The sequence below is a fragment of the Citrobacter sp. LST-B2 genome (assembly GCF_057983045.1).
The window spans coordinates 499,890-513,520 of the sequence record NZ_CP192598.1; the positions used below are offsets into that span (position 1 = coordinate 499,890).

The following is a 13,631-nucleotide window of genomic DNA, read 5'->3' on the forward strand; positions in this document are numbered from 1 at the left end:
CGTTATTAATTAATAATAAGGCGACTAACGGTATGTTATTAATTAATGACGTAATAAGCTGTGACGACTATATAAAGTCGATGAATGCGCTGTTTTTTCTCAATGGCTATTTATATGGATGTTTTCTTATGCCTCTTATTTTGCTCGCCAGATCTCATATTTTATTAATGACTGCAATTTACAGGGTGATATAACAATAATATTCTTAACCGGCGCTGAACCTGTTATCGGGTTTTCTGAGTAGCGAGATTCTCAGTGGCAATGCCTTTTCTTAATTCTGTCAGAGACGGAAAGGTCTTTTTTTGCGTTCATACATGGACTTTAATATGAAATTAAATAAGAGAATGACTATTAGTGCGGTGGCAATACTGGTTAGCTGCAATGTCCTGGCCGCTGAATCTGTTATCGATTTACGTCACGACTACTTCGATGATGGAAAAATTAATAAAGATCGTATCTATTTTGCGCATCGGTTTGATAACCAATTCGGTTTCTCTGTCGAGACCCGTTATAAATCAAGTGGTGACGATGCAAATGAGCCTTTTAATGAATTAGATAATAACGGTAGTGAAGCCACTATCAGCTATCGCTTTATCCTTAATCCCAAAATGTATTTGATCCCTGCTTTTAATATTGATAGTAATTCGGGTAATACCATCTATAAACCTAACCTGTTACTCGGGACCATACTGGGTAACGGTTTTTATCTGAACCTGCGCTATCGTTATGATTACACTTTGCAGGATAATGAAGACCTGAATAATAAAGCAACTGGGCGTTATGACGCGTGGCTTGGCTATAAGACCGGTGACTGGAAGTTTGAATACAACTTTGTTTACTTACATGCCAATACCGATATTTATAATGAAAGTCACGCTGACTATGAGCATGACATGAAGGTCGCCTACTCTGTCACCAAAAACTGGGCACCTTATATTGAGATTGGCAATGTCTCCGTTAACAGACTGCAAGACGACAGGCAAACACGTTTCCGGATAGGTTTCCAGTATACCTATTAAAGCAAGGGATGAAATGGAGTTGCACAGAATGTTAAAACAATGGAATGAAGTATTTCATCGATATACTAATAACCCGGATGCGGCAAAATTAATACTGCGAGTAGTCTTTGGTGGGCTTATGCTTTTTCATGGCGTAGCGAAAGCGAAACACGGACTTGGCGCAGTCGTGTTCCTGCTGGAATCTCACCATTTGCCGGCTTTTATCGCGTGGGGATCGTTCATCGGCGAAATCGTCGCGCCGTTAATGCTGATTCTCGGCGTCATGACACGTTATGCGGCGGCAATTTTTACCTTCACAATGCTGTTTGCGACATATCTGGTGATGGACGGGAAAGTATTGGCTCTGACGCCTCAGGGATCATGGGCCCTGGAGTTACAGGCTATATATCTGTGTGGTGGGTTTTGTATGCTCTTTCTGGGTGGTGGAAAATATTCCGTAATGTCTGAATTTTCTTCTCGCCGGTAAAAAGAGAAGGCCCGAAAATTCGGGCCTTAGAAGAAGATAAATCGGTGTAAAAAAATGGGCTCTTCCGAGCCCATTTTGCTGTGCACCGAGAATTACTTCTCAGTGAGGCCGAGCTTTTTCTCCAGATAGTGGATGTTAGTACCACCTTGCTGGAAGTGCTCGTCGTTCATGATGCGCGTCTGCAGATCAACGTTGGTTTTAATACCGTCGATGATCAGTTCCTGCAGCGCGTTTTTCATGCGGGCAATCGCCACATCACGGGTTTCGCCGTAGCAGATAAGCTTGCCGATCATGGAGTCATAGTATGGCGGTACGGTGTAACCGGCATAGATATGCGACTCCCAGCGCACGCCAAAACCGCCTGGCGCGTGGAAGCGGGTGATTTTACCCGGGCTCGGCAGGAAGGTGTTCGGGTCTTCAGCATTGATACGGCATTCCACCGCGTGGCCTTTGACCTGCACCTCTTCTTGCTTGATCGACAGCGGCTGGCCAGCAGCAATGCGCAACTGTTCTTTGATCAGGTCAACACCGGTGATCATTTCGGTAACCGGGTGTTCAACCTGAATACGGGTGTTCATTTCAATGAAGTAGAACTCGCCGTTTTCGAACAGGAATTCAAAGGTGCCCGCGCCGCGATAGCCGATATCCACACAGGCTTTCGCGCAACGCTCGCCAATGAAGCGACGCAGTTCTGGGGTAATACCCGGTGCCGGTGCTTCTTCGACGACTTTCTGGTGACGACGCTGCATAGAGCAGTCACGTTCCGCCAGATAAATCGCGTTACCCTGACCGTCTGCCAGCACCTGAATTTCGATGTGGCGTGGGTTCTCGAGGTATTTCTCCATATAAACCATGTCGTTGCTGAAAGCTGCTTTCGCTTCCGCTTTGGTCATGGAGATGGATTGCGCCAGTTCGGCATCGCCGCGTACTACGCGCATACCGCGACCGCCGCCGCCGCCGGACGCCTTGATGATAACCGGATAGCCGATGCGTTTTGCATGGGCACGGTTCGCATCCATATCGTCGGTCAGCGGGCCGTCAGAACCCGGTACGGTCGGGACGCCAGCTTTCTTCATCGCGGTGATCGCCGATACTTTGTCACCCATCAGACGGATGGTGTCCGCTTTCGGGCCGATGAAGATAAAGCCAGAGCGTTCAACCTGCTCAGCAAAGTTGGCGTTCTCAGAGAGAAAGCCATAACCCGGGTGAATCGCTACCGCGCCAGTGATTTCAGCGGCGCTGATGATAGCCGGGATGTTCAGATAGCTTTTTACGGACGGAGCCGGACCAATACAAACCGTCTCATCCGCCAGCAATACGTGTTTTAAATCGCGATCCGCGCTTGAGTGCACAGCGACAGTCTTGATACCCAGTTCTTTACAGGCACGAAGAATTCGCAATGCAATCTCGCCGCGGTTGGCGATAACAATTTTATCCAGCATGTTCGCCTCGTTACTCGATGACGACCAGCGGCTCGTCAAATTCTACCGGTTGACCACTTTCGACCAGGATAGCTTTCACGGTACCTGATTTGTCCGCTTCGATCTGGTTCATCATTTTCATGGCTTCAACGATGCACAGGGTATCGCCTACATTGACTTTCTGACCCACTTCGATGAACGCTTTAGCGTCCGGGCTCGGGGTGCGGTAGAAAGTACCAACCATTGGGGAACGTACGATGTGACCACTGATTTCTGCTGCGGCGGCTGCCGGCGCTTCTGCTGCCGGAGCAACTGCGTTAGACAGAGCCGGTTGCTGCTGCATCATTGGTGCAGCGTAGGCTTGTTGCATCACCGGGAAGCTACCTGCTGGCGCTGCGCGGCTGATGCGTACAGACTCTTCGCCTTCAGAAATTTCCAGTTCGGAGATGCCTGATTCTTCAACCAGCTCGATCAGTTTTTTAATCTTACGAATATCCATGAGTGGGTTCCGTACTCTTTGTTTAGTGTGATTGTGACAGGCATTAAGCGCTGTCTGTAAAGCGTGAGTCCCGATGGCAAAACGGCTTGCGCCGGCCAGGACGCCGGTATATTCCGCCTCAACGATTCATGTGAGACTTGTCGGTTAACATGCAGCGATTTGCTGCAATCCTCCGGCAAAAAACAAAATATACCTTCAATGCTCGATTGTCACCTTTTCAGCGGTCTAAAAACGCTGTCCAGGGAGCCAAGGTCGCACATTATAATGATTTCGTAGCAATTGGCAGCTAAATACTGGTCTTATCAGGGAAGATAATCAACCGCTAACACACAAATAACATCCGAGTCTCTGCATTTTGTAACCGACTGCACAGTTCGCCGAACTAGCGCCACCACTGGCGGAACTTCTTGTAACGGCAGGCCAAAAGCAGCAGTGCGAGCAGAGCATAAATGATGGGTTGAGGTGACACAATCTTCACCGACCACAGATAATGTATCGGCGCGAGGATCGCCACCAGATAGACGAAGTTGTGCAAAAATTGCCAGCGCTTACCCAATTTTCGTTGTGCTGCCTGTGTTGATGTTAGCGTCAGCGCGAGCAGGATGAGCCAACTGATGATCCCAAGCGTTAAATACGGGCGCGTAATCAGTTCTCGTCCCAACAATCCGAGATTATGGATACCTAACTCCAGCAGCGCGTAACTGGTCAGATGCAGCGTAGCCCAGGCGAAACACCATAACCCCAGCAGACGACGGGTGCGTATCAATAATGGCTGTTTAGCGTAGCGTGCGAGCGGCGTGACCAGCAAGGCAGCGAGCAAAAATTTCAGAGCTGTCCTACCGGTAAAGTGCTGGATGTCCTTTACCGGATCGGCGCTGAGCCCGCCGTTGTTAATGGCCCAGAACAGCCAGAGAAATGGTAGCAATCCCGCCAGATGAAGCGCCACTTTCAGCCAGGTAATCTGCTTTGCACTCAGCCGCACTTAGAAATTCTCCCGCAAGTTCAGGCCGCGATACAGCGAGGCCACTTCATCGGCATAGCCGTTAAACAGTAGGGTGGGTTGCCGTTGGACATCCAGAATCCCGCCTGCGCCGATAAATCGTTCCGTTGCCTGCGACCAGCGCGGGTGATCAACATGCGGATTCACATTAGCGTAAAAACCGTACTCATCGGCAGCGGCAAGATTCCAGGTGGTGGGGGGCCGCTCGCGGGTCAGTTTAATGCTGACGATCGATTTAATGCCTTTAAAGCCATATTTCCACGGCACTGTCAGGCGTACAGGCGCGCCGTTTTGCGGCGGTAATGCTTTACCGTATACACCAACGGTCAGCAGCGTCAGGGGATGCATTGCCTCGTCCAGGCGCAGTCCTTCGACATAAGGATATTTCAAACCGCCGCCAATGAAGCGATCTTTTTGTCCCGGCATGTCGTCCGGCGCATAAAGCGTCTCGAACGCGACATATTTTGCATTGCTGGTGGGTTCGACGAGCGCCAGCAGCTTATGTAAAGGAAAGCCAATCCACGGCACCACCATCGACCAGGCTTCAACACAGCGCATCCGGTAAATCCTCTCCTCTAAAGGAAAGCGTGTGGTGAGCGCATCGTGATCCAGGGTTAATGGTTTAGCCACTTCACCACTGATTTTCAACGTCCAGGGATCGGTTTTCATGCTGCCCGCATTGGCGGCAGGATCGGCCTTATCCAGACCAAACTCGTAGAAGTTGTTGTAGCCAGTGACTTTATCTTCTGGCGTTAAAGGCAGCGTGTTTTGCCATGCGGCGGGTTTGCTGAATTCCAGCGGTTTGCCGGCGGGCGCGGGTGGACGATCGTTGCCTTTGAACCAGCTCAACAGATCCGCCTGCGCGGATATCGGCAGCGACAGCGTGGCAGCCCCGATCCCCAGCGCTTTCAGCACCTGGCGGCGATGCATAAAGAAAGCCGATTCGGCAGTGACATCGGCTTCTTTGAGTGGACGTAATTTCTTCATAACAGACTCCAGGCGTACATATAATGCGTAGTTACTATGGCAGGGAGTCTGTCAGTGCGCAGCGAAATTTCGTTAATTAAGTGTAAATTTCTACGGCGTTTGTGTTTACTTCACTTTAACCAGCGTACGGCCTTGTACCTGGTTATTAATGATGGCATCGGCGAACTTCGGCGCCTCAGCCAGTGAAATTTCCGTTGCTGCCTGTGCATAGAATGATTCCGGTAAGTCATTCACCAGACGCTGCCAGGCCTGAGCACGGCGCGCCAGTGGTGTCATCACAGAATCCACCCCTTGCAGACGAACGTTGCGCAAAATAAACGGCATCACTGTCGTTGGCAGGGCAAAACCGCCCGCCAGACCACAGGCGGCGACACAGCCCCCGTAGTTCATTTGCGCAAGCACTTTCGCCAGCACTTTATCACCCACGGTATCAATTGCCCCGGCCCACAGTTGTTTTTCCAGTGGACGGGATTCGGCGAACTCATCACGACCCAGAATACGGCTTGCGCCCAACTGGCGGAGATAATCATGGGTGCTTTCACGTCCGGACACCGCAACAACCTGATAGCCCAGTTTATGCAGCAGCGCGACCGCGGTACTGCCGACACCGCCGCTGGCGCCGGTGACCACGATTTCACCGTCTTGCGGACGAATGCCCGCCTCTTCAAGCGCCATCACGCACAGCATGGCAGTAAACCCGGCAGTGCCGATCACCATCGCTTTACGGCTGTCCAGCCCTTTTGGCAGCGCAACCAGCCAGTCCGCTTTCACGCGTGCCTGTTCTGCCAGACCACCCCAATGATTTTCGCCAACGCCCCAACCGGTCAGCAACACCTCCTGCCCCGCATGAAAACGAGGATCTTCGCTGGTCCGAACGGTGCCAGCGAAATCAATGCCAGGAATCATCGGAAAGTTGCGGATGATTTTTCCTTTTCCGGTGATGGCGAGCGCATCTTTATAGTTCAGACTGGACCAGTGGACATCCACTGTGACATCGCCTTCCGGCAGCCGACTTTCTTCAAGAGTCTGCACGGAAGCAAGGGTTTTACCGTCCTGCTGTTCTAAGATCAAAGCCTGCATAACCTGTCCTCAATTCTGCATGGTGGATTGGAAAATGACGTCTGAAGACTATACTCGCTAATTGAAACGTGAATCCGATGCAACGCAATAAATTGCCAGATACACCTGATTTGGTAGTATGCACTCACTCTTTGCGCAACCGGACGAATTTTGCGTTTGGTTAAGCAGTTTCGTGTCGCAATTCAACCGTCGGAGTTAACTCAAGGATGCGATTAACGACGAAATTCTCAGCTTTTGTCACGCTGCTCACCGGGTTAACGATCTTTGTCACCCTGATCGGCTGCTCGCTGAGCTTTTACAACGCCATCCAGTACAAGATGGCCCATCGTGTCCAGGCGGTGGCGACAGCCATTGACACGCATCTTGTTTCACGCGATTTCAAACAGTTAACATCGCAAATTGACGAACTGATGGTGTCTGCCGACGTCGTACGCGTCGATCTGCTGCAGGGTGAAAAGGTCATTTATAGCCAAACCCGTAACAGTAGCTATCGCCCGGTTGGCACCAGTAATCTCTTTCGCGAGCTCTCGGTTCCGCTGATGAAGCACCCGGGAATGACGATGGATCTGGTCTATCAGGATCCGATGGGTAACTATTTTCATTCACTGATGACGACGGCACCGCTCACGCTGGCCATTGGTTTTATTGTACTGATGCTGTTTCTGTCGGTACGTTGGCTACAGCGTCAACTTTCCGGTCAGGAACTGCTGGAGATGCGTTCGACGCGAATTTTGAATGGAGAACGGGGAGCCAGTGTACGGGGTACGGTCTATGAATGGCCGGCGCGCACCAGTAGCGCGCTGGATATGCTGTTGTCCGAAATCCAGAGCGCCCAGGAGCAGCGGAGCCGTCTCGATACGCTGATTCGCTCTTACGCCGCGCAGGACACCAAAACCGGCCTCAGCAATCGGCTCTTTTTTGACAACCAACTGGCGACGTTGCTGGACGATCAGGAGAAGATCGGCGCGCATGGCGTGGTGATGATGATTCGCCTGCCGGACTTTAACCTGTTGCGCGACAGTTGGGGGCGTAACCTCGCCGAAGAAGAGCTGTTTAGTCTGATCAATTTATTGTCCACTTTTATGATGCGTTTTCCGGGGTCGCTACTGGCGCGCTACCATCGCAGCGACTTTGCCGTTTTGCTGCCGCACCGCACTTTGAAAGAGGCGGAAAGCGTAGCCGGACAACTTTTAAAAGCAGTCGATGCACTTCCGACTAATAAAATGCTCGATCGTGACGATATGGTACATATCGGCATTTGCGCCTGGCGTAGCGGGCAGTCGACTGAACAGGTGATGGAACATGCAGAGGCGGCGACCCGCAATGCTGTGTTGCAGGGCGGAAATAGCTGGGCGGTGTATGACGACTCGTTGCCGGAAAAAGGGCGTGGCAACGTGCGCTGGCGAACGCTGATTGAGCAGATGCTCAGCCGCGGCGGCCCGCGAATTTATCAGAAACCGGCCGTCACTCGGGACGGACATGTGCATCATCGGGAACTGATGTGCCGCATCTTTGATGGTAATGAAGAGGTCAGCACGGCGGAATACATGCCGATGGTGTTACAGTTCGGTTTATCAGAAGAGTATGACCGCTTACAAATAAGCCGCGTCATCCCGCTGCTAAACTACTGGCCGGAAGAGAATCTGGCGATGCAGGTGACGGTAGAGTCGCTGATTCGTCCACGTTTTCAGCGTTGGTTACGCGATACCTTGATGCAGTGTGAAAAATCGCAACGAAAACGCATAATTATTGAACTTGCGGAGGCGGATGTAGGTCAACACATCAGCCGGTTGCAGCCCGTTATCCGCTTAGTGAATGCATTAGGCGTTCGGGTTGCCGTCACGCAGGCGGGCTTAACGCTGGTGAGTACCAGCTGGATTAAGGAACTCAATGTGGAATTGATCAAGCTCCATCCGAGTCTGGTCAGGAACATTGAGAAGCGAACGGAAAACCAGTTGCTGGTTCAAAGCCTGGTGGAGGCGTGCTCAGGCACCAGCACCCAGGTTTACGCAACGGGTGTACGTTCGCGCGGTGAGTGGCAGACGCTGACAGCGCGTGGTGTTTCCGGTGGACAGGGGGATTTTTTTGCTGCCTCCCAGCCGCTGGATACCAATGTGAAAAAATATTCTCAAAGATACTCGGTTTAACCTGCCGTTTGTTCAGTTTTCACGTAGAATAACGCGCGCTGTGCCTTCATGGGGGTGTGCTTGTCTGCTCGCCATTTTGTAACAGCACATATGCAGGTGAATGACCTTAAACCGGTTGCAAATGAGGGCGAGGATTGCTGCTGAAGTACTCAGCCCTGAGGGACTCAGGTAGAGATTTGTAACAAAGGAAACGAACTGCACTAATTTTCACCGTAGCAGATGATTTTTGCGCCTTGTCGCTGCTGCGTGTGGTTGGTAAAGTAAGCGGATTTTGTTTTCCGCCCCAGCTTTCAGGATTATCCCTTAGTATGTTGAAAAAATTTCGTGGCATGTTTTCCAATGACTTGTCCATTGACCTGGGTACCGCGAATACCCTCATTTATGTAAAAGGACAAGGCATCGTATTGAATGAGCCTTCCGTTGTGGCCATTCGTCAGGATCGTGCCGGTTCACCGAAAAGCGTGGCTGCAGTAGGTCATGATGCGAAGCAGATGCTGGGTCGTACGCCGGGCAACATTGCTGCTATTCGCCCAATGAAAGACGGCGTTATTGCCGATTTCTTCGTGACTGAAAAAATGCTCCAGCACTTCATCAAGCAAGTGCACAGCAACAGCTTTATGCGTCCAAGCCCGCGAGTGCTGGTGTGCGTACCGGTTGGTGCCACTCAGGTTGAGCGTCGTGCTATTCGTGAATCCGCACAGGGCGCTGGCGCCCGCGAAGTCTTCCTGATTGAAGAGCCGATGGCGGCGGCAATCGGTGCGGGTCTGCCCGTTTCTGAGGCAACCGGCTCGATGGTTGTGGACATCGGTGGCGGTACGACGGAAGTCGCCGTTATCTCCCTGAACGGTGTGGTCTATTCTTCTTCTGTTCGTATCGGCGGCGATCGCTTCGATGAAGCCATCATTAATTATGTGCGCCGTAACTACGGTTCTCTGATCGGTGAAGCCACCGCAGAGCGTATCAAGCATGAAATTGGTTCTGCTTATCCGGGCGACGAAGTGCGCGAAATCGAAGTGCGCGGTCGTAACCTGGCAGAAGGTGTTCCTCGCGGCTTCACCCTGAACTCTAACGAGATTCTGGAAGCCCTGCAGGAGCCGCTGACCGGTATCGTTAGCGCGGTGATGGTTGCACTGGAACAGTGCCCGCCGGAACTGGCGTCTGATATCTCCGAGCGCGGAATGGTGCTCACTGGCGGTGGCGCGCTGTTGCGTAACCTTGATCGTCTGTTAATGGAAGAAACCGGTATTCCAGTTGTTGTCGCTGAAGACCCGCTGACCTGTGTGGCGCGTGGCGGCGGCAAAGCGCTGGAAATGATCGACATGCACGGCGGCGACCTGTTCAGCGAAGAGTAATCGGGTGCCGGCAGGAGAGCATTATGCTGTCCTGCCGACTCTGATACGAGAATACGCAAACTTATGAAGCCAATTTTTAGCCGTGGCCCCTCGCTACAGATTCGCCTTATTCTGGCGGTGTTGGTGGCGCTCGGCGTTATTATTGCCGACAGCCGCCTGGGTACGTTCAGTCAGATCCGTACCTACATGGATACCGCCGTCAGTCCTTTCTACTTTATTTCCAATGGTCCCCGTGAACTGCTTGATGGCGTCTCGCAAACGCTCGCCTCACGCGACCAGCTTGAGCTTGAAAACCGGGCGCTGCGCCAGGAACTGCTGCTGAAAAACAGTGAACTGTTGATGCTGGGGCAGTACAAACAGGAGAACGCGCGCCTGCGCGAGCTGCTGGGTTCGCCGCTGCGTCAGGATGAACAAAAGATGGTGACGCAGGTCATCTCCACGGTTAACGATCCCTACAGCGACCAGGTGGTTATCGACAAAGGCAGCGTGAACGGCGTTTACGAAGGCCAACCGGTAATCAGCGACAAAGGCGTTGTCGGTCAGGTCGTCGCGGTGGCGAAGCTGACCAGCCGCGTCCTGCTGATTTGTGATGCCACGCATGCCTTACCCATTCAGGTGTTGCGCAACGACATCCGGGTGATCGCGGCCGGTAACGGCTGCACCGACGATCTGCAACTCGAACACCTGCCAGCCAATACCGATATTCGCGTTGGCGATGTGCTGGTTACGTCTGGTCTGGGCGGTCGTTTCCCGGAAGGCTATCCGGTTGGCGTGGTCTCTTCCGTTAAGCTGGATACTCAACGTGCTTACACCGTGATTCAGGCGCGTCCTACTGCGGGCTTACAGCGTCTGCGCTATCTGCTGTTGCTGTGGGGGGCTGACCGTAACGGCGCCAACCCGATGACGCCGGAAGATGTGCATCGCGTGGCGAATGAACGTCTGATGCAGATGATGCCGCAAGTGTTGCCGTCTCCGGACATGATGGGGCCGCCGTCGCCCGTGCCTGCGCCAGCAACCGGTATCACGTCATCACCTGCCGCTCCGCCAGCGGGTGCGACGCCGCCTCCAGCGCGTGCGCCGGGAGGCCAGTAGTGGCAAGCTATCGTAGCCAGGGTCGCTGGGTTATCTGGCTCTCGTTCTTTATCGCTCTGTTATTGCAAGTGATGCCCTGGCCGGATGAGATCATTGTCTTTCGGCCAAACTGGGTGCTGCTTATTTTACTCTACTGGATCCTCGCCCTGCCGCATCGCGTCAATGTGGGCACAGGTTTCGTGATGGGTGCCATACTGGATCTCATTAGTGGTTCCACGCTTGGCGTGCGGGCATTGTCGATGAGCATCATCGCTTACCTGGTTGCGCTGAAATTTCAGCTCTTTCGCAATCTGGCGCTCTGGCAGCAGGCACTGGTGGTGATGTTGCTTTCGCTGGTGGTGGATATTATTGTTTTCTGGTCAGAGTTTTTAGTGATCAACGTCTCTTTCAGACCTGAAGTGTTCTGGAGTAGTGTAGTCAACGGAGTGCTCTGGCCGTGGCTTTTCTTGCTGATGCGTAAAGTCCGCCAGCAATTTGCAGTGCAATAAAGGTTTCTATGACATCTCTATACTTAGCTTCCGGTTCGCCGCGTCGTCAGGAACTGCTCACGCAGTTAGGCGTTTCTTTCGAACGTATTGTTACGGGAATCGAAGAAACGCGTGGCGAGGGGGAAAGCGCACAGCAATATGTGTCGCGTCTGGCGCGGGAAAAAGCCCAGGCCGGCGTGGCGCAGACGCCGCGCGATCTCCCTGTTCTGGGGGCGGATACCATCGTTATCCTCAACGGAGAAGTGTTAGAGAAGCCACGTGACGCACACCATGCGGCGCTGATGTTGCGCAAATTGTCCGGGCAAACGCATCAGGTGATGACGGCCGTTGCGCTGGCGGATAGCCAGTATGTGCTTGACTGCCTGGTGATGACCGAGGTGACGTTCAGAGCGTTGACGGATGCGGATATCGCTGACTATATCGCCAGCGGTGAACCGATGGATAAAGCAGGTGCATACGGTATTCAGGGGCGGGGTGGCTGTTTTGTCAGGAAGATAAATGGCAGCTATCACGCCGTAGTCGGCTTACCGCTGGTTGAAACGTATGAGTTGCTGAGCAATTTTAACTCACTGCGTGAGAAAAGGGATACACATGACGGCTGAATTGTTGGTAAACGTAACGCCATCGGAAACACGCGTGGCGTACATTGATGGCGGTATTCTGCAAGAAATTCATATTGAGCGCGAAGCGCGACGCGGGATCGTAGGCAATATCTACAAAGGTCGGGTCAGTCGCGTACTTCCGGGTATGCAGGCGGCTTTTGTAGATATTGGGCTGGATAAAGCCGCGTTTCTTCACGCTTCCGACATTATGCCGCACACCGAATGCGTGGCGGGTGAAGAGCAGAAGCAGTTTACTGTTCGCGATATTTCGGAGCTGGTGCGTCAGGGGCAAGATCTGATGGTGCAGGTGGTGAAAGATCCGTTGGGCACCAAAGGCGCGCGTCTGACCACCGACATCACTTTACCGTCTCGTTATCTGGTCTTTATGCCCGGCGCCTCGCACGTGGGTGTGTCTCAGCGTATCGAAAGTGAAGCCGAGCGTGAGCGCCTGAAGAAAGTGGTCGCTGAGTACTGTGACGAGCAGGGGGGATTTATCATCCGCACTGCGGCAGAAGGCGTTTGTGAAGACGATCTGGCGTCAGACGCCGCGTACCTCAAGCGCGTCTGGACCAAAGTGATGGAGCGCAAAAAGCGTCCGCAGACGCGTTACCAGATGTATGGCGAGCTGGCGCTGGCGCAGCGTGTACTGCGTGATTTTGCTGACGCACAGTTAGACCGCATTCGCGTGGATTCCCGTCTGACCTATGAAGCCCTGCTGGAGTTTACTGCGGAATACATCCCGGAAATGACCAGCAAGCTGGAGCATTACAGCGGACGCCAGCCGATTTTCGATCTCTTTGACGTTGAGAATGAAATCCAGCGAGCGCTGGAGCGTAAAGTGGAACTGAAATCCGGCGGCTATCTGATTATCGATCAAACTGAAGCGATGACCACCGTCGATATCAATACCGGCGCGTTTGTCGGCCATCGTAATCTTGATGACACCATCTTCAACACTAATATTGAAGCGACCCAGGCGATTGCCCGTCAGCTGCGACTGCGTAATCTCGGCGGTATCATTATTATCGATTTTATCGACATGAATAATGAGGATCACCGTCGCCGGGTACTGCATTCGCTTGAGCAGGCGCTGAGTAAAGATCGGGTGAAAACCAGCATTAACGGTTTTTCGCAGTTGGGTCTGGTGGAGATGACGCGCAAGCGCACGCGTGAGAGCGTGGAGCATGTGTTGTGCAACGAATGTCCGACCTGTCACGGACGCGGCACGGTGAAGACGGTGGAAACTGTCTGCTATGAGATCATGCGTGAGATCGTTCGCGTGCACCATGCCTACGACTCCGACCGCTTCCTGGTCTATGCTTCTCCGGCAGTGGCGGAAACCCTGAAAGGGGAAGAGTCGCACGCGCTGGCGGAAGTTGAGATTTTTGTCGGCAAACAGGTGAAAGTACAAATTGAACCGCTCTATAACCAGGAGCAGTTTGACGTCGTAATGATGTAAACCGATACGGTGCCGCGTG

General features: G+C 52.7%; 13 protein-coding genes. 8 read left to right on the plus strand and 5 right to left on the minus strand.

The window, feature by feature from the left end:
• The first annotated feature begins 326 nt into the window (after nt 1–326).
• A complete protein-coding gene (locus ACQ0PY_RS02430; protein WP_157959975.1) occupies nt 327–1,019 on the plus strand; it encodes an oligogalacturonate-specific porin KdgM family protein in 693 nt (230 codons plus the stop codon).
• Nucleotides 1,020–1,047: 28 nt separating this feature from the next.
• Nucleotides 1,048–1,485 carry a DoxX family protein gene (locus tag ACQ0PY_RS02435; RefSeq protein ID WP_044255997.1) on the plus strand — a complete coding sequence of 146 codons (438 nt, stop codon included), beginning with the start codon at nt 1,048–1,050 and terminating at the stop codon, nt 1,483–1,485.
• A 92-nt stretch (nt 1,486–1,577) separates the two neighbouring features.
• Here the strand turns inward: ACQ0PY_RS02435 and accC are convergent, their stop codons facing one another.
• From accC to acuI, 5 genes are all read right to left on the minus strand, one after another.
• Nucleotides 1,578–2,927: an acetyl-CoA carboxylase biotin carboxylase subunit gene (gene accC, locus ACQ0PY_RS02440; protein WP_042998343.1), complete on the minus strand. Its 1,350-nt coding sequence runs from the start codon at nt 2,925–2,927 to the stop codon at nt 1,578–1,580.
• Between the two features lie 10 nt (nt 2,928–2,937).
• Nucleotides 2,938–3,405, minus strand: a complete 468-nt coding sequence (gene accB, locus ACQ0PY_RS02445; protein ID WP_042998342.1) for an acetyl-CoA carboxylase biotin carboxyl carrier protein — start codon at nt 3,403–3,405, stop codon at nt 2,938–2,940.
• Nucleotides 3,406–3,787: 382 nt separating this feature from the next.
• A complete protein-coding gene (msrQ, locus tag ACQ0PY_RS02450) occupies nt 3,788–4,387 on the minus strand; it encodes a protein-methionine-sulfoxide reductase heme-binding subunit MsrQ (protein WP_109739789.1) in 600 nt (199 codons plus the stop codon).
• On the minus strand, nt 4,388–5,392 hold the full coding sequence (gene msrP / locus ACQ0PY_RS02455) for a protein-methionine-sulfoxide reductase catalytic subunit MsrP (protein ID WP_042998340.1): 1,005 nt from the start codon (nt 5,390–5,392) through the stop codon (nt 4,388–4,390).
• A gap of 105 nt (nt 5,393–5,497) precedes the next feature.
• Complete coding sequence (gene acuI, locus ACQ0PY_RS02460) at nt 5,498–6,472, minus strand: acrylyl-CoA reductase (NADPH) (protein ID WP_109739790.1); 975 nt, start codon at nt 6,470–6,472, stop codon at nt 5,498–5,500.
• Between the two features lie 206 nt (nt 6,473–6,678).
• Between acuI and csrD the strand changes: the two genes are divergently transcribed.
• The 6 genes from csrD to rng all read left to right on the plus strand — a co-directional run bounded on the left by csrD (nt 6,679) and on the right by rng (nt 13,612).
• A complete protein-coding gene (gene csrD / locus ACQ0PY_RS02465) occupies nt 6,679–8,619 on the plus strand; it encodes an RNase E specificity factor CsrD (protein WP_044263678.1) in 1,941 nt (646 codons plus the stop codon).
• A 308-nt stretch (nt 8,620–8,927) separates the two neighbouring features.
• Nucleotides 8,928–9,971 (plus strand): rod shape-determining protein MreB, encoded by a 1,044-nt coding sequence (gene mreB / locus ACQ0PY_RS02470; RefSeq protein WP_000913396.1) that lies wholly within the window; start codon nt 8,928–8,930, stop codon nt 9,969–9,971.
• Nucleotides 9,972–10,034: 63 nt separating this feature from the next.
• Nucleotides 10,035–11,063, plus strand: coding sequence for a rod shape-determining protein MreC (gene mreC, locus ACQ0PY_RS02475; protein WP_042998337.1), 1,029 nt, complete (start codon nt 10,035–10,037; stop codon nt 11,061–11,063).
• Entirely contained in the window at nt 11,063–11,551 is a 489-nt protein-coding gene (mreD, locus tag ACQ0PY_RS02480) for a rod shape-determining protein MreD (RefSeq protein WP_042998336.1), read from the plus strand. Before mreC ends, mreD begins: the two co-directional genes overlap by 1 nt.
• Nucleotides 11,552–11,559: 8 nt before the next feature.
• Nucleotides 11,560–12,153, plus strand: coding sequence for a Maf family protein (locus ACQ0PY_RS02485; protein WP_044327102.1), 594 nt, complete (start codon nt 11,560–11,562; stop codon nt 12,151–12,153).
• Nucleotides 12,143–13,612: a ribonuclease G gene (gene rng, locus ACQ0PY_RS02490; protein ID WP_042998334.1), complete on the plus strand. Its 1,470-nt coding sequence runs from the start codon at nt 12,143–12,145 to the stop codon at nt 13,610–13,612. Before ACQ0PY_RS02485 ends, rng begins: the two co-directional genes overlap by 11 nt.
• The last annotated feature ends 19 nt before the right edge of the window (nt 13,613–13,631 follow it).

Excerpts from the sequence above, each read along its gene's own strand:
- ACQ0PY_RS02430 (WP_157959975.1), top strand. The coding sequence starts at position 327 with ATGAAATTAAATAAGAGAATGACTATTAGTGCGGTGGCAATACTGGTT.
- ACQ0PY_RS02435 (WP_044255997.1), top strand. The coding sequence starts at position 1,048 with ATGTTAAAACAATGGAATGAAGTATTTCATCGATATACTAATAACCCG.
- accC (WP_042998343.1), bottom strand. The coding sequence starts at position 2,927 with ATGCTGGATAAAATTGTTATCGCCAACCGCGGCGAGATTGCATTGCGA.
- accB (WP_042998342.1), bottom strand. The coding sequence starts at position 3,405 with ATGGATATTCGTAAGATTAAAAAACTGATCGAGCTGGTTGAAGAATCA.
- msrP (WP_042998340.1), bottom strand. The coding sequence starts at position 5,392 with ATGAAGAAATTACGTCCACTCAAAGAAGCCGATGTCACTGCCGAATCG.
- acuI (WP_109739790.1), bottom strand. The coding sequence starts at position 6,472 with ATGCAGGCTTTGATCTTAGAACAGCAGGACGGTAAAACCCTTGCTTCC.
- csrD (WP_044263678.1), top strand. The coding sequence starts at position 6,679 with ATGCGATTAACGACGAAATTCTCAGCTTTTGTCACGCTGCTCACCGGG.
- mreB (WP_000913396.1), top strand. The coding sequence starts at position 8,928 with ATGTTGAAAAAATTTCGTGGCATGTTTTCCAATGACTTGTCCATTGAC.
- mreC (WP_042998337.1), top strand. The coding sequence starts at position 10,035 with ATGAAGCCAATTTTTAGCCGTGGCCCCTCGCTACAGATTCGCCTTATT.
- ACQ0PY_RS02485 (WP_044327102.1), top strand. The coding sequence starts at position 11,560 with ATGACATCTCTATACTTAGCTTCCGGTTCGCCGCGTCGTCAGGAACTG.
- rng (WP_042998334.1), top strand. The coding sequence starts at position 12,143 with ATGACGGCTGAATTGTTGGTAAACGTAACGCCATCGGAAACACGCGTG.